Raw genomic sequence first — 18,977 nt, 5'->3', positions numbered from 1 at the left:
CCCCCCGGCCTCCCGCTGCGCGGGCGGCGGGGTCCCCCCGGCCGGGGGGCCGCCGGCGACCCCCCGGCCCCCCGTGCGCTGTGACAGTGTGGCTTCCCCCTCCCCCCCCCCCCCCCCCCCCCCCCGCGCCGCCGGGCTCGCCGTCGGCGCCTATCATTTCTTCACCTTCTGCCGGCCTGGCCTCGACCAGGCGAAAAATTTCATCGCGGTGGTACCGCACGACCAGCCCTTGCTGCCACCGGTCGTCGACATCGAGTTCGGCGGCAATTGTCCGCAGCGGCCAACGCCAGAGCAACTGAACGCCGAGCTCCAGGCTTTCCTCGGACCGGTAGAGGCTGTTTTCGGAAAGAAAGCCATCGTGTATCTGACCGATGAGGCAGCGATTGCCTATGCCGGTCAAATCGCCGCGCGCCCGCTCTGGCTTCGCTCATTGCTCTTGCAGCCGGATCGCAGCGACTGGGTATACTGGCAATACCACAACAGGGGGCGTGTCGACGGGATCGATGGCGATGTCGATCTGAATGTGCTTCAGGGCGGCCAGGAAAAACTGGCGACGCTACTTGCATATACGCATTGAGGGCGGCCGACATCGTCAAACCACCCGGGCGGCGCGCCTCGGCATTGCTGAGAGGCCCATTCCCGCGGCCATGATCGCTATGGCAGCCAATTGTATCGTCGTCGGCGTTTCACCGAGAACGGCCATGCCGACCATCACCGTGGCGATCGGTACGCCCGGCATGAACAGCGATGCCGCCTGCGACCCGAGTTGGCCGACGATGTAGGTGTAGAGGAACATTGCGGCGGCGCCGGCGAGAAGACCCTGGACGATGATCTGGCTGACGATCTCGGCGCCCGCCGCGACATGAAAGCCGCTTGGCGCCAAGAGATAGAGAAGCGGCAGCGGCAGGCACGACAGAAGCACGACGGCGGCGGTGGCTGTGACAGGATCAATACGCCATTGCCGCACAGACGTCGCATAAGCGGAAAACATCAGCCCGGATCCGACGAACAGCAGATCTCCGAAAAGAACCTCATTCGTGCCGACACGCGCCGGCGCGATGAACAGCAACAAGCCGGCGACGATCGTGGCAACGCCGATGGTGCGCTGCTTTGAAGCGCGTCCATCGAGGAGCGACAGCAGGAACGAGAAGAACACGATCGAGGCGGGGCAGAGCGCTGCGCCATGGACGGCAGGCGCATAGGTCAGCCCCCAGTTGATGATCAGTGGATAAGGCAATCCGGCCAGCACCGCCAACGCCAATGCCCTGCGCCAGCCCAATGCCCTCAGCTGTTCCAGGCCGTTTCGCCAGACAACAGGCAAGAAGACCACGCCTGCACCCGCAAAGCGAAGGGTGGCCATGTCGGTCACTGTTAGATGCTCTCTGAGGCTGAAGCGGGCAGCGACGAATTGCACGGCATAAATGCCGATCATGGTCAGCCCGGCGATGATCGCCAGCCTTGTGTTTCCTGAATTCTCAGCCACGTCCTGCCACCGTAAAGATGCCGCGCCCGAGACGGTTCCTCTCAGTGCGGCGCAAGCACACGCTATTGCCGGTGACGCCGCGATAAAATACGTTCTTTTTGAAATAGTTGAGTGACATTCACGCAAACAGGACGGCTCAAACGTGAATCCCGGAGCAAGTGATCTCGACCCGGTCGACCGCAGCCTCCTTCGGTTGCTGCAGGAAGATGGCCGCCGCACCACGCTTGATCTGGCGGCGCGCGTCGGCCTGTCGCCAACAGGCACCAGCCAGCGGGTCAAACGCCTGTTTCGCGACGGGTTCATCACTGCTGTAAGGGCCGTGCTCAACCCGGCAAAGATTGGCCGCGGCACGCTCGTCTTCATTGAGGTTCGGCTCGACCACACCGCTCCGCACATCTTTGACCGTTTCGCCGAGGCTGTGGCAAAGGCACCCGAGGTTCTGGAATGTCATATGGTCGTCGGCGGCTTCGACTATCTGGTGAAGGCGCGCATTGCCGAGATGGCCGATTACCAGGATTTTCTCAAACGTGTGATCCTGCCGCTGCCGGGAGTGAAGGAGACGCACACCTATGCCTCGATCGGTGATGTAAAACCGGACGCACTGCTGCCGGTGTAAGCCTCGCCGGTGTAAGCGCTGGCCGGAGACTAGAGTCCGCTTTGCCGCGGGCGAGCCCGATCAGTTCTTCAGGAACGCCGCGATCTCGCCGAAAACCTTGACGAACATCGCCTCCGTCAACACGCCGGTGTTCGTGTTATAGCGCGAGCAGTGATAGCTCGAAAACAGCGTGATGCCACCGGCCGGCTGCTGCCCGCCATGCTTGAATGGATAGGCTGCAATGCGCTGGCCAAGCGCGCGCACCGTCGACTGGTGCGCGATCGATCCCAGCGCCAGCACGGCGCGCAGGTTTGGGAACCGGGCGATCGTCGGCACCAGGAATGTCCGGCAGGTGGCGATCTCGGCGCCGACTGGCTTGTTCTCCGGCGGCACGCAGCGCACCGCATTGGTAATCGCCGTGCCGACTAGCTCGAGCCCGTCATCGGGCCGCGCCTTGAATTCGCCGCGTGCGAAACCGTGCGAGATCAGCGTCGAGTAAAGCAGGTCGCCGGCAAAATCACCGGTGAAGGGACGTCCGGTGCGGTTGGCGCCGCGCAAGCCGGGCGCCAGTCCGACGATCAGAAGCCTGACCGTGTCATCGCCCTCCGGCGGCAGGAAAGTCGGTACCGGTGCATTGAACCAGGACGGCTCGCGCTGCCGCCACTCGGCGATAAAGTCGTGCAGCCGCGGGCAGAGTGGGCAGTCGCGGTCGGGTTCGGAAGAGATAAGGGCGGTCAAGGCGACCGCTCTCAGTAATCGTCCTCGTCGACTTCGGCCGGCTCGGGCCGGCGCACCGGCCGCTCGGAGGGATCGCGGCCGACCTCGTTCTTCAGCGTTATCAGGTCGATGAAATGGTCGGCCTGGCGGCGCAAATCATCGGAGATCATTGGCGGCTGAGAGGCCATGGTCGAGACGATCGACACCTTGCGGCCGCGCCGCTGCAAAGCCTCGACCAGCGTGCGAAAGTCGCCATCGCCCGAGAAGATGACATAGTGGTCGACGACATCGGCGAGTTCCAGCGCATCGACCGTGAGCTCGATGTCCATATTGCCCTTGATCTTGCGGCGGCCCGTCGAGTCGGTGAATTCCTTGGCGGGCTTGGTCACCACCTTGAAGCCGTTATAGTCGAGCCAGTCGATCAGGGGGCGGATCGAGGAGTACTCCTGGTCCTCGACGAGTGCCGTGTAATAATAGGCGCGCAGCAGGTATCCGCGCTTCTGGAAGCTCGACAGGAGCTTGCGATAGTCGATGTCGAAGCCGAGCGCGCGCGAGGTGGCGTAGAGATTGGCGCCGTCGATGAACAGGGCGATTTTTTCACGGGGATCGAACATGGAAAATACCCTTTTCGAAATAAGCGGTCGTCCAAACGAAATGCGGTAGCGACTACCAGTCAGGTCATAATAATCCGGTTGACCTTCCATCAATCGAAATAACGCCAGTTTGGTGGCAATCCAAGGGCGGTCGCCCCACTGCAAGCAATTGTGATCGCGGCGCCGGACCGTAAGTGCGGCATCGTTTTGTCAAATCCGGTGTTTGAGCGAAGATCGAGCGCCCTATAGTCCGGCCATTGCCAAAATGCTTGTATTTTGGCGGCATCCGGGTTATGGACCGCGCCTGTTCTCCATCAAATCCAGGCATGAAAGGGGCAATCCATGGCCCGCGTAACCGTTGAAGACTGCATCGACAAGGTCGACAACCGCTTCGAGCTGGTGCTGCTTGCCGGCCACCGTGCTCGTCAGATCAGCCAGGGCGCGCAGATCACCGTGCCGCGCGACAACGACAAGAACCCGGTCATCGCATTGCGCGAAATCGCCGACGAGACGCTGTCGCCTGACGATCTCAAGGAAGACCTGATCCATTCGCTGCAGAAGCATGTCGAAGTCGACGAGCCCGAAGCAGATGGCGAGGCGATCGCCGACCAGACCGGTGGCGCCGTTGCGGCCGCCGATACCGACGACGCCGAAGACAATGTCACCTTCGATCGCATGACCGAGGAAGACCTGCTGGCCGGCATTGAAGGTCTGGTGCCGCCGGAAAAGAGCGACGACTATTAAGACAGCTCCACGGAAGCGCCTGGAACAATCTTCCGGCACTTCCGTCTCGGCAGTTTCGTGGTTATCTATGACATGCGCCGTACAACAGTGCGGCGCATGATTCATTTCATCGCCGAGAGATTCCGCCCATGATGCGTCAGTATGAGCTTGTCGAGCGCGTCCAGCGCTACAAGCCTGACGTCAACGAGGCGCTGCTCAACAAAGCCTATGTCTATGCCATGCAGAAGCATGGTCACCAGAAGCGCGCCTCCGGCGATCCCTATTTCTCGCATCCGCTCGAAGTCGCCGCGATCCTCACCGAAATGCACATGGACGAGGCGACGATCGCCGTCGCCCTGCTGCACGACACCATCGAGGACACGACCGCCACCAGGGCCGAGATCGATGAGCTGTTCGGGCCAGAAATGGGCAAGCTGGTCGAGGGGTTGACCAAACTGAAGAAGCTCGACCTCGTGTCGAAGAAGGCCGAGCAGGCGGAGAACCTGCGCAAGCTCCTGCTGGCGATCTCGGAAGACGTCCGTGTCCTTCTGGTCAAGCTCGCCGACCGCCTGCACAACATGCGCACCCTCGACCATATGCCGGAGGCCAAGCGCCTGCGCATCGCCGAGGAGACGATGGACATCTATGCGCCGCTGGCCGGGCGCATGGGCATGCAGGGCATGCGCGAGGAGCTGGAGGAGATCGCCTTCCGCTACATCAATCCGGAGGCCTATCGGGCCGTCACCGCCCGGCTCGCCGAGATATTCGAGCGCAACAAGGGTGTGCTGTCCGAGATCGAGAAGGCACTTTCGGCTCTGTTCGAAAAACACGCGATCAATGCGGGCGTCAAAAGCCGGCAGAAGAAGCCATGGTCGGTGTTCCGAAAGATGGAGGCCAAGGCGCTGTCCTTCGAGCAACTGTCCGACATTTTCGGCTTCCGCGTCGTTCTCGATACGGTCGAGGATTGTTATCGCGCGCTCGGCGCCATTCACACTACATGGTCGATGGTGCCCGGCCGCTTCAAGGACTACATCTCGACGCCGAAGCAGAACGACTATCGCTCGATCCACACCACCATCGTCGGTCCGTCGCGTCAGCGCGTAGAATTGCAGATCCGCACCCGCGAGATGAACAAGATCGCCGAATACGGCGTCGCCGCCCATTCGATCTACAAGGACACCGGCGGCAAGACCAACGGCGCCGCCCATGCGATCTCGAAGGAGACCAACGCCTATGCCTGGTTGCGGCGCACCATCGAACAGCTGGCCGAGGGCGATAATCCCGAGGATTTCCTCGAAAACACCAAGCTCGAGCTGTTCCAGGACCAGGTGTTCTGCTTCACGCCGAAGGGGATGCTGATCGCGCTTCCGAAAGGTGCCACGCCGATCGACTTTGCCTATGCCGTGCACACCGATGTCGGCGATACCTGCGTTGGCGCCAAGGTCAACGGCCGCATCATGCCGCTGATGACGGAACTGAAGAACGGTGATGAGGTCGAGATCATCCGCTCGAAGGCGCAGGTGCCGCCTGCCGCCTGGGAGTCGGTCGTCGTCACCGGCAAGGCCCGCGCCGCCATTCGCCGTGCCACCAAGAACGCCATCCGCAAACAGTATTCGGGCCTTGGCGCCCGTATCCTGGAGCGCGCCTTCGAACGGGCGGGCAAGACTTTCACCAAGGAGAGCCTGAAGCCCGTGCTGCACCGGCTGGCGCGCAAGGACATCGAGGATGTGCTGGCTTCGGTCGGCCGTGGCGAGCTTGCCTCCACCGACGTCATGAAGGCGGTGTTCCCCGACTACAAGGACGAGCGTGTCACGCCGGCGGCTCCCAAGCAGCGAGAGGAGGGCTGGTCGAAGATCCGCAATGCCGCCGGCATGCTGTTCCAGATTCCGGGCCGCGCAGCGCGCAAGGACAAGGACCAGCCGCGCGACGGCGCGGTTCCAATCCGCGGCGTGCGTGGCGATTTGCCGGTGCGGTTCGCGCCGGAAGGGGCGGTCCCAGGCGATCGTATTGTCGGCATCGTCCAGCCGGGCACCGGCATCACCATCTATCCGATCCAGTCGCCGGCGCTGCAGGCCTTCGACGACCAGCCGGAGCGCTGGATCGACGTGCGCTGGGATATCGACGAGCGCACCAAGGAACGCTTTCCGGCGCGTGTCTCGGTCACCGCCATCAACGCGCCGGGGTCGCTCGCCGATATCGCTCAGGTTGTTGCGTCGAACGATGCCAACATCCATACGCTGTCGATGGTGCGCACCGCGCCCGACTTCACCGAAATGCTGATCGATCTCGAAGTCTGGGATTTGAAGCACCTCAACCGGCTGCTGTCGCAGCTCAAGGACAATTCGAGCGTCAGCGATGCAAGGCGCGTCAATGGCTGACACGGCTGATCTGGGACAGGCTATATGAAGACCGATGAAGTGCTGGACGTTTTTCGCGAGGCGGGTGCTGTTCTGGAAGGGCATTTCATTTTGACCTCGGGCCTGAGAAGCCCGGTCTTCCTGCAGAAGGCACGGGTGTTCATGCATGCCGACAAGACCGAGCGGCTGTGCAAGGCGCTGGCCGAAAAGATCCGCGCGGGCGTGCCCGGCAAGATCGACTATGTCGTCGGCCCGGCGATCGGCGGCCTGATCCCAGCCTACGAGACCTCGCGGCATCTGGATGTGCCTGCGATCTGGGTCGAGCGGGAGGGCGGCAAGTTCAGGCTGCGCCGCTTCGAGATCGCCAAGGGCGCGCGTGTCGTCATCGTCGAGGACATCGTCACCACCGGCCTGTCGATCCGCGAAACCATCGAGTGCCTGCGGGAACTCGGCGCCGAGGTGGTTGCCGCCGCCTGCATCATCGACCGTTCGGCCGGCAAGATCGATGTCGGCGTGCCGCTGATCGCGCTCGCCGAATATGAGGTTCCGGCCTACCCGGCCGATCGACTGCCGCCGGAACTCGCCGCTATTCCGGCCGTTAAGCCCGGTAGCCGCAACATCTGACAAGGAGCCAGAAATGATCGCCGGCATCGATCATTTCGTGCTGACGGTCGCTTCGCTCGATGCGACCTGTGCCTTTTATCAGCGCGTGCTGGGCTTTGAACGCATCGATGCGCCGGGCCGGCCGACAGCGCTGGCTTTTGGCAACCAGAAGATCAATGTCCACGAGGTCGACCGCACCTTCGAGCCGAAAGCGAAGTCGCCGACGCCGGGATCCGGCGATTTCTGCCTGATCACGGACCGGCCGCTCGACGAACTCCTCGCCAGTCTCCAGGCCAACGACGTGGCGGTTGAGCTCGGGCCTGTCGAACGCATTGGAGCGCGAGGTGCGATGATGTCGGTCTATTTCCGCGACCCCGATGGCAATCTGGTCGAGGTCAGTGAATACCAGCCGTAGCCGCCACGGACGCCGCCTCTTCAGGCGATACGGCACGCCGGTTCCATAAATTCGCCTTTATCGTCCCCTGTTCGAAGCGAACAGCGCCATCCGAGACGGTTGGCACAGGCGGGCCGTGAGGGTGGCGTTCGGTTGTTCTTCCGCCAGCGCGTCTCTATATCAAGGTAGCGATTGCCATCGGGCGATCGTCAAGCGCAAGATGTGGCTGTCCTGCCCGGCTGAAAAAAGCCGGGGCGGAAGCTGTGGAACGGGAACAGAGTGCTTTTTCGACGCCGCAAGCCTGATGGCCTTTTAGAGCGGGTGCGTACCTATCTGTGGCCGCGCCGTTCGTTTTCGCGCTCGCTCCAGTATTTCTCCAAGCGCATCCTGCGGCTGAAGGCCACCCCGCATGCCGTCGCCGCCGGTGTCGCTGCTGGCGTCTTCGCCTCGTTCTTCCCCGTGGGGTTCCACTTCGCCATTGCCGCGGTTCTGTGCTGGCTCATCGCCGGCAATTTGGTGGCGGCGGCACTCGGCGCTGTTTTCTTCGGCAATCCGTTGACCTTCCCCTTATTGTGGGGCGCGTCCTGGGAAACCGGCAAGCTGATCTTGCACGACCGCCTGCCGGCGCATGGCCCGCCGGCTCATCTCGGCGAGATGCTGCACAAGCTTTCCTTCGCACAATTGTGGAAACCCGTGCTTGAGCCGATGCTGATCGGTGCTGTACCGCTCGGACTGGTCTTTGGACTTCTGTTCTACGGCATCACGCGCTGGGGTATGAGCGCTTTCCGCGAGCAGCGGCGCAAGCGCCTTGCCGAGCGCGCAAGCCGTCATGGACAATCGCCCCGTCCCAGAGGCGGCATCGGCTCCGCCGCACAATGATCATCGGCATCGGCAGCGACCTGATCGACATCAGACGGATCGAGAAGTCGCTGGAGCGTCACGGCCAGCGCTTCATCCAGAGAATCTACACTGAGATGGAACAGGCGCGGTCGGATAACCGGCGCGCCCGTGCGGCCTCCTACGCCAAGCGTTTCGCCGCCAAGGAAGCCTGCGCCAAGGCGCTGGGTACCGGTCTGGCGCAAGGCGTCTTCTGGCGCGACATGGGCGTCGTCAACCTGCCCAGCGGCGCGCCGACGATGGCGTTGACCGGCGGCGCCTTGGCCCGGTTGGATAAGATACTGCCAAAGGGCCACCGTGCGGCGATCCACCTCACCATCACGGATGATTTCCCGCTTGCTCAAGCCTTTGTGATCATAGAAGCGCTGCCGGTCGAACAAGCGCCACATTGATTGCATCTGACCACCGGCATTGACGTTGCCCAGCGCGCGCCGAGACTCTATACCCATCCAACGCACAATCGAGGACGACATGAGCGTGGCTGAAAAATCCCAGAAGAAATCCGGCGGGCTTGGCGAAACCGTCAGCGTCATCGTCCAGGCGCTTTTGCTCGCCCTGGTCATCCGCACGCTGTTGTTCCAGCCCTTTTCGATCCCGTCGGGATCGATGCGGCCGACGCTCCTGGAAGGCGACTACCTGTTCGTCACCAAATGGTCCTATGGCTATTCCCGCTATTCGCTGCCTTTTGGACCCGACATTTTCTCTGGCCGTATCTGGGGCTCCGAGCCGAAGCGCGGCGACGTAGCGGTGTTCAAGTTCCCGCCGGACCCTTCCGTCGACTATATCAAGCGCGTGGTCGGCCTGCCCGGTGACAAGATCCAGGTGAAGGATGGCCAGTTGTTCATCAACGGCGTCGGCGTGCCGCGCGTGAAGACAGGTCAGATCGACAATCCCGACATCACCGAAAAGGATTATCCGATCGACGTCTACCGCGAGACGCTCCCCAACGGCGTCAGCTACGACACGCTGGACCTGTCGCCGAACTCGATCGGCGACAACACCCGCGAGTTCGACGTGCCGCCAGACCATTATTTCATGATGGGCGACAACAGGGACAACTCCGCCGATAGCCGCTTCACCGTCGGCTTCGTTCCTGCTGAGAACCTGGTTGGCCGCGCCAATCTCGTCTTCTTCTCGATCGGCGGCAAGGCGAGCCCGCTCGAAATCTGGAAATGGCCGTCGCTGATGCGCGCTTCGCGCCTGTTCCATTTCGTCAACTAGGGTCATGGCGGCAACAAAACGGTTGACCGCCGACGCGCTCGCCGAAGCGCTTGTGGAACGCACGGGTCATGCCTTTGCCGACCGTCAGCGTTTGCAGCGGGCCTTGACGCACGCCAGTGCCCGCGGCGTCAATGCAGGCACCGACTATGAGCGTTTCGAGTTTCTTGGCGACCGGGTTCTCGGCCTAGTCGTTGCCGACATGCTGCTGGAGGCATTTCCGGATGCGGCGGAAGGTGAATTGTCGCTGCGGCTCAACGCGTTGGTGAACGCCGAGGCGTTGTCGGACATCGCCGAGCAAATCGGGCTGCCGGCCCTGATCCGCGCCGGATCGGATGTGCGCGGGCTTGATGGGCGCAAGCGCGTCAACCTGCGCGCCGACGCGCTGGAATCTTTGATTGCCGTGCTCTATCTCGATGGCGGGCTGGAAGCTGCGCGCGCTTTCATCCACAGATATTGGCAGCCGCGTTCGCAGGCCTCCGGTGCCGCTCGCCGGGACGCCAAGACCGAATTGCAGGAATGGGCGCATCAGGCGGCCAGTGCGGTGCCGGTCTATCGAATCGACAGCCGTGAGGGGCCGGACCATGATCCGTTGTTCACGGTCAGCGTCAGGGTAGGCGCATTTCTGCCGGCCACCGGCAGTGGCCGTTCCAAGCGCGAGGCCGAGCAGGCCGCCGCGGCAGCACTGCTTGTTCGCGAAGGCGTCTGGGCCAATGAAGGGAGCGCGGCATGACCGCCACCGAAGATACAACTCCTGGACCGGGAACCACGCACTCCGGCTTCGTTGCGCTGATTGGCGCCCCGAATGCGGGCAAGTCGACGCTGGTCAACCAGCTTGTCGGCGCAAAGGTGTCGATCGTCACCCACAAGGTGCAGACGACACGTGCCATCGTGCGCGGCATCGCCACGCATAAAAATGCGCAGATCGTCTTCGTCGACACGCCAGGCATCTTCAAGCCCAAGCGCCGGCTGGATACGGCGATGGTGACCACGGCCTGGGGCGGCGCCAAGGACGCAGACATCGTTTTGCTGCTGATCGACGCCGAGCGCGGCATCAGGGGCGACGCCGACGCCATCCTCGAACGGCTGAAGGATGTGCGCCAGCCGATGGTGTTGATCCTCAACAAGGTCGACCGCGTCAAGCACGAGGCGCTGCTGGCCTTGGCGGCGGCGGCCAATGAAAAAGTGCCGTTCAAGCGTACCTTCATGGTTTCGGCGCTGACCGGTTCCGGCTGCAAGGACCTGCTCGACTATCTCGCCGAAGCGCTGCCGGCCGGCCCCTGGTATTATCCGGAAGACCAGATTTCCGACCTGCCGATGCGCCAGCTCGCCGCCGAGATCACGCGCGAAAAGCTTTATCTCAGGCTGCATCAGGAATTGCCCTATTCCTCGCATATCGAGACCGAGAAATGGGAAGAGAAGCCGGACGGCTCGGTGCGCATTGACCAGACCATCTATGTCGAACGCGACAGCCAGAAGAAGATCGTTCTCGGCCACAAGGGCGAGACGATCCGCGCCATCGGTCAGGCCGCGCGCATGGAGATCGCTGGCATCCTCGAGCAGAAAGTGCACCTGTTCCTGTTCGTCAAGGTCCGCGAGAACTGGGGCGATGATCCCGAACGCTACCGCGAGATGGGGCTGGAGTTTCCACGTTAAAGCAATTCCGGGAAAAGTGCGAAACCGGTTGTCCGTCCTAAATTGCGTCAACCAGTGAGATGGAGGCGGTTCGGGTTTCCGTGAGACGCCCAACCCGCACAAGGGTGCATGGACGGCAAGCTCACCATCGACACGGCGCTGGTCAGCCGTTTGGTCGCCACGCAGTTTCCCCGCTGGAAGGACCTCGCGGTGAGGCCGGTTGAATTTGGCGGCTGGGACAACAGGACCTTTCATCTCGGCGACGAGATGACCGTGCGGCTGCCGAGTGCGGCCGCCTATTCCCTGCAAGTGGAAAAGGAACATCGCTGGTTGCCGAGACTCGCGCCGCTGCTGCCGCTGGCGATTCCTGTGCCGTTGGCGATGGGGGTTCCGGCCGAGGATTATCCCTGGCATTGGTCCGTCTACCGCTGGATCGAAGGCGAGACGGTGAAGCGAGAGCGTATCGCCGACCTGTCGCATTTCGCGACGGATCTGGCCGAGTTCCTGGTCGCCTTGCGACGGATCGATGCTACCGGCGGCCCGGCGCCGGGGCAGCACAACTTCTTTCGCGGTGGACCGCTGACCGTCTATGACGGCGAGACGAGACAGGCGATCGCCGCGCTCGAGGGCAGCATCGATGCCGGAGCAGCCAGCGCCATTTGGGACGCGGCACTGGCCGCGACCTGGCAAGGTCCTCCTGTCTGGTTCCATGGCGATGTCAGTTGGGGCAATCTCCTTGTCGAAAACGGCCGCTTGAGCGCCGTGATCGACTTCGGCACCTCCGGTGTCGGCGACCCGTCCTGCGATCTGGCGATTGCCTGGACGCTGTTCGAAGGGGAAAGCCGGGAGGCGTTCCGCGCCGGTCTTGCCGCCGATAAGGCGATCTGGGCACGAGGGCGTGGCTGGGCGCTGTGGAAGGCGCTGATCACCGCCGCGGGCCATATCGACGTCGACCCGGTCGAGGTTGGAAAATCCTGGCAAGTGATCGATGAAGTGCTTGCCGACCACAGACGCAGCGCGATGTGATTCCTCGTTCGGCCACGCTTCTCGCGTTGAGTTGGAGAGCCTGCGGCCGAGCCAACCGGCAATCGGTATTCCCCGCAACACCAAAGGACGGTTTAGCGGATGGGTGACAGCGGAGGGGCGAGTGGCGAAATATTGATATTTTCACTCGGAATCGTCAGGAAAGCCCCTTCTTTGACGTTTTCGTGGATTTACAGATATCAGAAATGTAATTAGCCGGAGAAAGTATTCAGATATATATTGAATTAATGACGGTGTGCCGATTGTGCCATCTTGTGTTTTTGTAAGTGTTATTTGTGCAACACAGCATTAATCTGTTTGAAGAATCTCATTTATTTTGGAAATCGTCATTGAAGGCGGGAGTTCGATGGGTATGTTCGCCGCCGAAAAGGGGGAGCGGTGCGAGCCTTTTTCATTGTGGGGGTGAGGTGGGAAAACATTGCCGCCATCCACAAATCCGAAGCCATTTTTAACTTTGACTGGAGAGGTCAGAAAATGAATATCAAGAGCCTCCTTCTCGGCTCAGCCGCGGCGCTGATCGCGGTTTCCGGCGCACGCGCCGCGGATGCTGTCGTCGTCGCCGAACCGGAGCCGGCCGAATACGTCAAGATCTGCGACGTCTACGGCGCCGGCTACTTCTATATTCCGGGCACCGAGACATGCCTGCGCATCGGCGGCTATATCCGCTACGACGCCAGCTTCGGTGATGGCAATCGCGTGCTGGACGGCACCAAGGCCATAGATTCGATGGATGGCGGCATCAACGACACCTGGAACAAGAACGCGCGCTTCACGCTGAAGACGTGGACCGGCCAGGAGACCGAACTCGGCACCTTGAAGACCTACACCGAGACACGCTTCAACTTCGGTAGCGTAACCACCGCCAAGGGCGCGGATGGCTTCGCGATTGACAGCGAGGCCGGCAACAAGGCTGCCGATCTGCATTTCGCCTGGATCCAGCTTGGCGGGCTGCGCGTCGGTAAGGACGAAACGGCCTATGACAGCTTCATCGGTTATGCCGGCAACGTCGTCCAGGACACGATCATTCCTTACGGCCTCAAGGATACGAACCTGATCAGCTACTACTTCGATGCCGGCAACGGCTTCTCGGCGGTGGCCTCGCTTGAAGAAGGTTCGGGCGCCGAGACCATCGACAGCTACGTTCCGCATGTCGTGGGCGGTGTGAAGTACAAGGGCGATTGGGGTGCGATCACCGCCGTTGGCGCCTATAACAGCAATTGGGAAGAATGGGCCGGCAAGGTCCGCCTCGATGTCAAGGCGACCTCGGACCTGACGCTCTTCATCATGGGCGGTTACGGCACCGACGATAACAAGGCGACCAACTTCTACAAGCCGTGGACGGGCAACTTCGCCGTCTGGGGCGGCGGCACCTACACCGTCAACAAGAAGGTCCAGCTCAACGCGCAGGTCTCCTACACCGACTTCGAGGACTTCGCGGTTGCCGCGAACGTCGCCTACACCATCGTCCCCGGCTACACGATCACGGCCGAAGTCGATTACTTCAAGAATTTCGACGACAAATTCAAGGACGGCGTCGGCGGCATCGTTCGCTTCCAGCGCTCGTTCTAACGGATAGACTGACCTTACCAGACCGCCCGCGGCACATCGCTGCGGGCGGCTTTTTGTTGCCGATGTGAAAAGTCGACCCTGCCGGGCACCAATCCATACCTTGATTTCGCCACCCAACCGGTGAAAGGCTTGGGCATGGAATGGCGCGACGAGGGAATCATTCTCGGCACCCGCAAGCATGGCGAAACCAGCGCCATTCTCGAGGTGATGACGCGCGCGCATGGGCGCCATCTAGGTCTCGTTCGCGGTGGTCGTTCGCGCAAGCAGCAGCCCGTTCTCCAGCCAGGCAATCGTGTCGACCTGTTATGGCGCGCGCGCCTTGACGAGCATCTCGGCACGTTCCAAGCCGAGGCGATCGAGATGAACGCCGCCCGGCTGATGGACAGCGCGGTTGCCGTCTATGGGCTGCAGACCATGGCCGCGCATCTGCGCCTGCTGCCCGAGCGCGACGGCCATGGCGGCCTCTACGAGGCGCTTGCGGTGATGATCGTCCATCTCGACGATGCCGATGCCGCCGGCGAACTGGTGGCGCGCTTCGAGCTTCTGATCCTCGATGAGCTCGGCTTCGGTCTCGATCTCAGCCGCTGCGCCGCTACCGGCACGCAACAGGACCTTGCCTATGTCTCGCCGAAATCGGGACGGGCGGTTTCGCGAGAGGCCGGCGCGCCATGGCGCGACAAGATGCTGGCGCTGCCGTCCTTCCTGCAGCGCGGCTCGGGCCTGCGCGCGGATCCGGCAGCGGTCGAGGATGCCTTCCGGCTAACTGGTTTCTTCTTCACCCGCCACGTCTATGAGCCGCGTGGTATCGAAGAGCCCGGCGCCCGTGCCGGCTTCCTTGCGGCGCTGCGCAAGCACCACGCGACGCGCAAGGCCGTTGCTGGAGAGAATGCCGCCAGGGAAATCATCACATGAGCGAAGTCGAGCTTTATCCGGGCCGGGTTTCGCCGCTCGGCCTCGGCACCATTCCGCATGCCGATATCCTTGACTATACCGGCCTGGAACTTTTGCAGCGCATCGTCGATGGCAAATATCCGGCGCCCCCGATCTCCTTCCAGCTCAGCTTCGCGCTGACCGAAGTCTCGGGAGGCCGTGCCGTGTTCCGAGGCGTGCCGAACGAGCGCCATCTGAACCCGCTGGGTGGTGTGCATGGCGGTTGGGCGGCGACCCTGCTCGATTCGGCGCTGGCCTGCGCCGTGCAGACGCTGCTCGAAAAGGGCGAGGCCTATACCACGGCTGAGTTCAAGGTGAACCTGACGCGGCCGATCACGCCCAGGACAGGCGAGGTCGTCTGCGAAGGCAAGGTAGTCCACAAAGGCCGCACGCTGGCGGTATCGGAAGCGACGCTGAAGGATGCCGGCGGCAAGCTGCTGGCTTTCGGCACCGAGACATGCTCGATCTTTCCAGCCGCCAATCTGTCGGCACGTTGAGTCTTGTGGCCGTTTGGCCGCCGCATTTGAATGTCAGTGAGACTGAACGTCAGTGAAAACTGGCCTGGTTTGGGGGAACCGCCATGTTTGAAAGCCTGATCGGCCTTGTCGCCATCATCGCCTTGTTCGTCATCATTTCGCGCCAGCAGAGCCGGATAGCTCTCGTCGAGCGCGAGCTTGGCGCGTTGCGCAGCCTTGTCCTTTCGGGCGCCGTGCCGCCCGTGAACAAACCGTCCGAACAGGCAGCTGCCGATAGCAAGCCTGCCGATGTGGCCGACGCGGCTGTGGCACCGGCCGATATCGCCTCACCGGTGGTGAGCGAGGGCGCGCAGACGCCGGCGGCAGAGGCGGAGATCCCGACTGGCGAGCCTGTGCCCGGCCCATGGGCCGCCGCTGAGGCGGCGCCGAAGACAGCCGATGTTGTTGAGCCGGCCGCAGCGGCGCTAGCCGCCCGCCAGTCCAATGTCGAAACGGCGCTCGGCACCCGGTGGGCGGTCTGGGTCGGCGGCATCGCGCTGGCGCTGGGTGGTTTGTTCCTGATCCGCTACACGATCGAGTCCGGCATTTTTGGTCCCGGTGCGCGGCTCATCATGGCGGCCGTGCTCGGCCTGGTGCTGGTCGCCGCTGGCGAGTTCATCCGGCGCACCGGCCTCAAGGTACCGGTCCAGGGCGCGGCCGGTGCCTATATTCCGGCCATCCTGACAGCGGCGGGTGCCTTCATCCTGTTTGGCACCGTTTATGCCGCGCATGGCATTTACGGCTTCATCGGCCCGGCGCTCGCTTTCACGCTGCTCGGCGCCATTGGCGTTGCCACCATCGCTGCTGCCCTTGTCCATGGCCTGGCGCTGGCCGGCATCGGCCTCGTCGGCGCCATGGTGACGCCGATGCTGATTGCCTCGCAGGCGCCCAATCCTTGGGCGCTGTTCGGCTATCTCGCGATCGTGCTCGCCGCCACCGGCGTCATCGCACGCATGCGCGACTGGAAATCGCTGATGGCGGCGGCTTTTGTCGGCACCGGCATCTGGACCATTCTCTACATGATGGATGCACCGGGCGCGAACCTCTCCGCTATCCTCTTCATCGATGCCGTCACGCTGGCCGTGCTCGCTTTCGCCTGGCTCGGCCGCCGTGACGAGGCAGCGGGATCAGCCAGGGTTTTCGACTTGCCGTCGATCGCGCCTGGCCTGTTCGTAGCATTTTCGGCGCTGGGCCTGTCCGTCGACCCGGCCTTCGCCGCCGCCGGCGATGCTTTGCAGGCCGCCATGATCCTCGCTGCGATGGTCGCAGTCGCACTCTATCGTCCACAGGCGCTGCCGCTGCTTTATGCGGCGGGTCTGGTGACGGTGCTGATCTATCTCGGCATCATTCCGCCAACATCGGTGGCGTCGGATTTTTCCAGCGGTGCTCTAGGCGTCGACGGCCAGCCCGTGGTGGCGTCCGACGCCCTGACGTCGCGTATCGGCATCGTGCTTGGCCTTGTCTTCATCGGCGCCGGCTTGTGGGCCGCGCGCAAATTCGCCGCCGCGACGTGGATTCGCGCCGCCTCATGGGCAGCGTGGGGCGTCATCGTGCCGCTGGTTATCCTGCTGGCGCTCTGGTTCACCTTCGGCAATCTCGACCGCGATCTTGTCTACGCCGCCGCGGCAGTGCTGCTGGTCTTGGTTTTCGCCGCCGGCGGCGAATGGATCGCGCGCGGCGAAGAACCGCCGCTCACGGGAGGCGCGGCCGTGTCGTTCGCCATGAGTGGCGCAGCGCTCGCGGGCCTGTTGATGCTGCATATGGCTTTCGATTCCGGCTGGACCACCATCCTGCTCGGCGCCGCGGCCATCGTGCCGGCGCTGGCGACGCGCTGGCGCTCCTATCCCGTGCTTGGCTGGATTTCGGTTGGCGCCGTGATCGCCGTGCTTGGCCGCATCGCCTTCGACCCGACCATCGTCGGCGCCGAATTCCTGTCCACGACACCGGTGTTCAACTGGCTGCTGGCGGGGTACGGCATCCCGGCGCTCGCCTTCGGCTTCGTCGCCTGGCAGCTCGCCCGCACCACCAATGGCCGGCCGCGCCTCGCCATGGAAGCAGCCGCGGCACTGTTTGCGTTGCTCACGCTCGCCATGCTGGTGCGCCATGCCATGCATGGCGGCGTCATCGACACGGGTGCCATCACGCTCGCCGAACAAGCGATCTACACGCTGATCGCCATCGGCGCCGGCGCCATTCTGGTCGCCATCGACATGCGCTCGCCAAGCTCGGTGCTGCGCTATGGTTCGATGGCCGCCGGTGTGGCATCGGTCGCCCTCATCGTTATCCGGCATTTCGTGGTGCTGAACCCGCTGTTCACCGACGAATCGACCGGCCGGATCCCGGCCTTCAACCTGTTGTTCCTCGCCTATCTCCTGCCGGCCGTCGCCGCCGGCGGGCTGGCGCTCTATAGCAGGGACAAGCGGCCGAAATGGTATGCGCAGATGCTGGCGCTGGTGGCGGCTGTGCTTGCCTTCGCCTATGCCACCCTGTCGGTCAGGCGCCTGTTCAAAGGCGAGTTCATCGGCCTGTGGAGCGGCCTTGGCCAGTTGGAAACCTACACCTACTCGGCGCTCTGGCTGGTCATCGGCGTTGCATTGCTCACCGCCGGTGTCTGGCTGAAGTCGCAGGTACTGCGCATTGCGTCCGCCGCATTGATCGCTGTCGCGGTGTTGAAGGTCTTTCTCTTCGACATGTCCGAACTGGAAGGCGTGCTCAGGGCGCTGTCCTTCATCGGGCTTGGCGCAGTGCTGATCGGCATCGGCCTGTTCTACCAGCGGCTTTTGACGCGCGCGGCAAGGCAAGCTTAAGGATTGGGTTGTCGGAATATTCAAAATGGAATATATGAATATTCCATAGGAGATATTCACAATGCCGCTTTATATCCGCGACGACGAGGTGGATGCACTGGCGACGAAGCTGCAGCGCGAGACGAACGCGCCGAGCAAGACGGAAGCAGTGCGGACCGCACTTTTGCATGAGCTTGAACGCAATCGCGACCGCAAGCCGCTGCGCGAGAGGATTGCCGTTCTTCAGGCCCAGGCGGCTGCGTTGGGGTCGCCCGATCCAAACTTCGACATAAAAGCGTTCATGGACGAGATGTGGGAAGACTGATGTTCGTCGATGCGTCAGTGATCGTTGCGATTCTCGCCAGGGAACCGGGCTGGGAGGAATTGTTCAAGCAGATCGCCGGCGCCGCCGGTCCATTGTATATTTCTGCGTTCGTCCGACTCGAAGCAACGCTTGGCCTTGGAAGAATCGGCCTTGGACGAATGAGTGCTGGTGACCAAAGAAAACCCACCCCCGGAATGCTCGTGGCGGCGCGCGATCTGGTCGATGCGTTCATTGTCGAGATCGACGCTCGCAATGTCTCCATCGATGGAGATATTGGCGGGCGCGCCATTGACGCCAGTATCCGCTACGGCAAAGCGGTCGGTCATCCGGCCGATCTCAATCTTGGCGACTGTTTTGCCTATGCCTGCGCAAAGGCGCTCGATGTTCCGTTGCTCTACAAGGGCAACGATTTCCTTCAGACGGATTTAGCGTAAATCAAGGTTTTGACCGTTGGTAGCCGGGAATAAACCGGCACCCGCCAGCGTTGTCTCATTGCTTGGGTGACCGGGGCGGCGGACCGCTTCGCGCTGGCCGCTTGCGCCGCGCCTGGAAGGCGCGTTCAATCGAGATCAACAAGGGCGACCTCAGAACCA

The 18,977-nt window shown here is 62.5% G+C and carries 21 protein-coding genes; 18 read left to right on the top strand and 3 right to left on the bottom strand.

The features are described 5' to 3' along the window. Positions 1 to 577: GH25 family lysozyme (locus NKJ26_RS21585; protein ID WP_352696986.1), on the top strand; the 577-nt coding region annotated here is incomplete at its 5' end. Positions 578 to 592: 15 nt separating this feature from the next. Here NKJ26_RS21585 and NKJ26_RS21580 read toward each other — a convergent pair. Next, on the bottom strand, positions 593 to 1,483 hold the full coding sequence (locus tag NKJ26_RS21580; RefSeq protein ID WP_352696985.1) for a DMT family transporter: 891 nt from the start codon (positions 1,481 to 1,483) through the stop codon (positions 593 to 595). A gap of 142 nt (positions 1,484 to 1,625) precedes the next feature. Between NKJ26_RS21580 and NKJ26_RS21575 the strand changes: the two genes are divergently transcribed. Then, positions 1,626 to 2,099 (top strand): Lrp/AsnC family transcriptional regulator, encoded by a 474-nt coding sequence (locus NKJ26_RS21575; protein ID WP_352599678.1) that lies wholly within the window; start codon positions 1,626 to 1,628, stop codon positions 2,097 to 2,099. A 60-nt stretch (positions 2,100 to 2,159) separates the two neighbouring features. Here NKJ26_RS21575 and NKJ26_RS21570 read toward each other — a convergent pair whose 3' ends face one another. Further along, positions 2,160 to 2,816 carry a uracil-DNA glycosylase gene (locus NKJ26_RS21570; RefSeq protein ID WP_352696983.1) on the bottom strand — a complete coding sequence of 219 codons (657 nt, stop codon included), beginning with the start codon at positions 2,814 to 2,816 and terminating at the stop codon, positions 2,160 to 2,162. Between the two features lie 11 nt (positions 2,817 to 2,827). Then, positions 2,828 to 3,409 carry a LabA-like NYN domain-containing protein gene (locus NKJ26_RS21565; protein WP_352696981.1) on the bottom strand — a complete coding sequence of 194 codons (582 nt, stop codon included), beginning with the start codon at positions 3,407 to 3,409 and terminating at the stop codon, positions 2,828 to 2,830. 321 nt (positions 3,410 to 3,730) lie between these two features. Between NKJ26_RS21565 and rpoZ the strand changes: the two genes are divergently transcribed. From rpoZ to NKJ26_RS21485, 16 genes are all read left to right on the top strand, one after another. Beyond that, positions 3,731 to 4,132: a DNA-directed RNA polymerase subunit omega gene (gene rpoZ, locus NKJ26_RS21560; RefSeq protein WP_027026396.1), complete on the top strand. Its 402-nt coding sequence runs from the start codon at positions 3,731 to 3,733 to the stop codon at positions 4,130 to 4,132. A gap of 128 nt (positions 4,133 to 4,260) precedes the next feature. Beyond that, complete coding sequence (locus NKJ26_RS21555; RefSeq protein WP_352599684.1) at positions 4,261 to 6,489, top strand: RelA/SpoT family protein; 2,229 nt, start codon at positions 4,261 to 4,263, stop codon at positions 6,487 to 6,489. A 24-nt stretch (positions 6,490 to 6,513) separates the two neighbouring features. Next, positions 6,514 to 7,092 carry an orotate phosphoribosyltransferase gene (gene pyrE / locus NKJ26_RS21550; protein WP_352696979.1) on the top strand — a complete coding sequence of 193 codons (579 nt, stop codon included), beginning with the start codon at positions 6,514 to 6,516 and terminating at the stop codon, positions 7,090 to 7,092. A 13-nt stretch (positions 7,093 to 7,105) separates the two neighbouring features. Then, on the top strand, positions 7,106 to 7,486 hold the full coding sequence (locus NKJ26_RS21545; protein ID WP_352696978.1) for a VOC family protein: 381 nt from the start codon (positions 7,106 to 7,108) through the stop codon (positions 7,484 to 7,486). Between the two features lie 258 nt (positions 7,487 to 7,744). After that, positions 7,745 to 8,344 (top strand): DUF2062 domain-containing protein, encoded by a 600-nt coding sequence (locus NKJ26_RS21540; protein WP_352696976.1) that lies wholly within the window; start codon positions 7,745 to 7,747, stop codon positions 8,342 to 8,344. Continuing rightward, the gene (gene acpS / locus NKJ26_RS21535; RefSeq protein ID WP_352696974.1) at positions 8,341 to 8,754 is read left to right on the top strand and encodes a holo-ACP synthase; all 414 of its coding nucleotides are present in this window, start codon (positions 8,341 to 8,343) and stop codon (positions 8,752 to 8,754) included. Before NKJ26_RS21540 ends, acpS begins: the two co-directional genes overlap by 4 nt. A 79-nt stretch (positions 8,755 to 8,833) precedes the next feature. Continuing rightward, positions 8,834 to 9,583, top strand: a complete 750-nt coding sequence (gene lepB, locus NKJ26_RS21530; protein WP_352599692.1) for a signal peptidase I — start codon at positions 8,834 to 8,836, stop codon at positions 9,581 to 9,583. Between the two features lie 4 nt (positions 9,584 to 9,587). Beyond that, positions 9,588 to 10,313, top strand: a complete 726-nt coding sequence (gene rnc, locus NKJ26_RS21525) for a ribonuclease III (RefSeq protein WP_352696972.1) — start codon at positions 9,588 to 9,590, stop codon at positions 10,311 to 10,313. Beyond that, complete coding sequence (era, locus tag NKJ26_RS21520) at positions 10,310 to 11,236, top strand: GTPase Era (protein WP_352696970.1); 927 nt, start codon at positions 10,310 to 10,312, stop codon at positions 11,234 to 11,236. The genes rnc and era overlap by 4 nt, the downstream gene beginning before the upstream one ends. A gap of 108 nt (positions 11,237 to 11,344) precedes the next feature. Next, positions 11,345 to 12,241, top strand: a complete 897-nt coding sequence (locus tag NKJ26_RS21515) for an aminoglycoside phosphotransferase family protein (protein WP_352696968.1) — start codon at positions 11,345 to 11,347, stop codon at positions 12,239 to 12,241. 492 nt (positions 12,242 to 12,733) lie between these two features. Beyond that, the gene (locus NKJ26_RS21510) at positions 12,734 to 13,828 is read left to right on the top strand and encodes a porin (protein ID WP_352696966.1); all 1,095 of its coding nucleotides are present in this window, start codon (positions 12,734 to 12,736) and stop codon (positions 13,826 to 13,828) included. Between the two features lie 135 nt (positions 13,829 to 13,963). Then, positions 13,964 to 14,740, top strand: a complete 777-nt coding sequence (gene recO / locus NKJ26_RS21505; RefSeq protein ID WP_352696964.1) for a DNA repair protein RecO — start codon at positions 13,964 to 13,966, stop codon at positions 14,738 to 14,740. Next, the gene (locus NKJ26_RS21500; RefSeq protein ID WP_352696962.1) at positions 14,737 to 15,255 is read left to right on the top strand and encodes a PaaI family thioesterase; all 519 of its coding nucleotides are present in this window, start codon (positions 14,737 to 14,739) and stop codon (positions 15,253 to 15,255) included. Before recO ends, NKJ26_RS21500 begins: the two co-directional genes overlap by 4 nt. Before the next feature lie 83 nt (positions 15,256 to 15,338). After that, on the top strand, positions 15,339 to 18,080 hold the full coding sequence (locus NKJ26_RS21495; protein WP_352696960.1) for a DUF2339 domain-containing protein: 2,742 nt from the start codon (positions 15,339 to 15,341) through the stop codon (positions 18,078 to 18,080). A 61-nt stretch (positions 18,081 to 18,141) separates the two neighbouring features. Next, positions 18,142 to 18,384: a type II toxin-antitoxin system VapB family antitoxin gene (locus tag NKJ26_RS21490; protein ID WP_352696958.1), complete on the top strand. Its 243-nt coding sequence runs from the start codon at positions 18,142 to 18,144 to the stop codon at positions 18,382 to 18,384. Then, a complete protein-coding gene (locus tag NKJ26_RS21485; RefSeq protein ID WP_352696956.1) occupies positions 18,384 to 18,818 on the top strand; it encodes a type II toxin-antitoxin system VapC family toxin in 435 nt (144 codons plus the stop codon). Before NKJ26_RS21490 ends, NKJ26_RS21485 begins: the two co-directional genes overlap by 1 nt. Positions 18,819 to 18,977: the final 159 nt, after the last annotated feature.

It is taken from the genome of Mesorhizobium sp. M0152, assembly GCF_040322415.1.
Lineage (GTDB): Bacteria > Pseudomonadota > Alphaproteobacteria > Rhizobiales > Rhizobiaceae > Mesorhizobium.
Note: the sequence above shows the minus strand (reverse complement) of the source record. Positions and strands in the feature narration are given on the sequence as shown.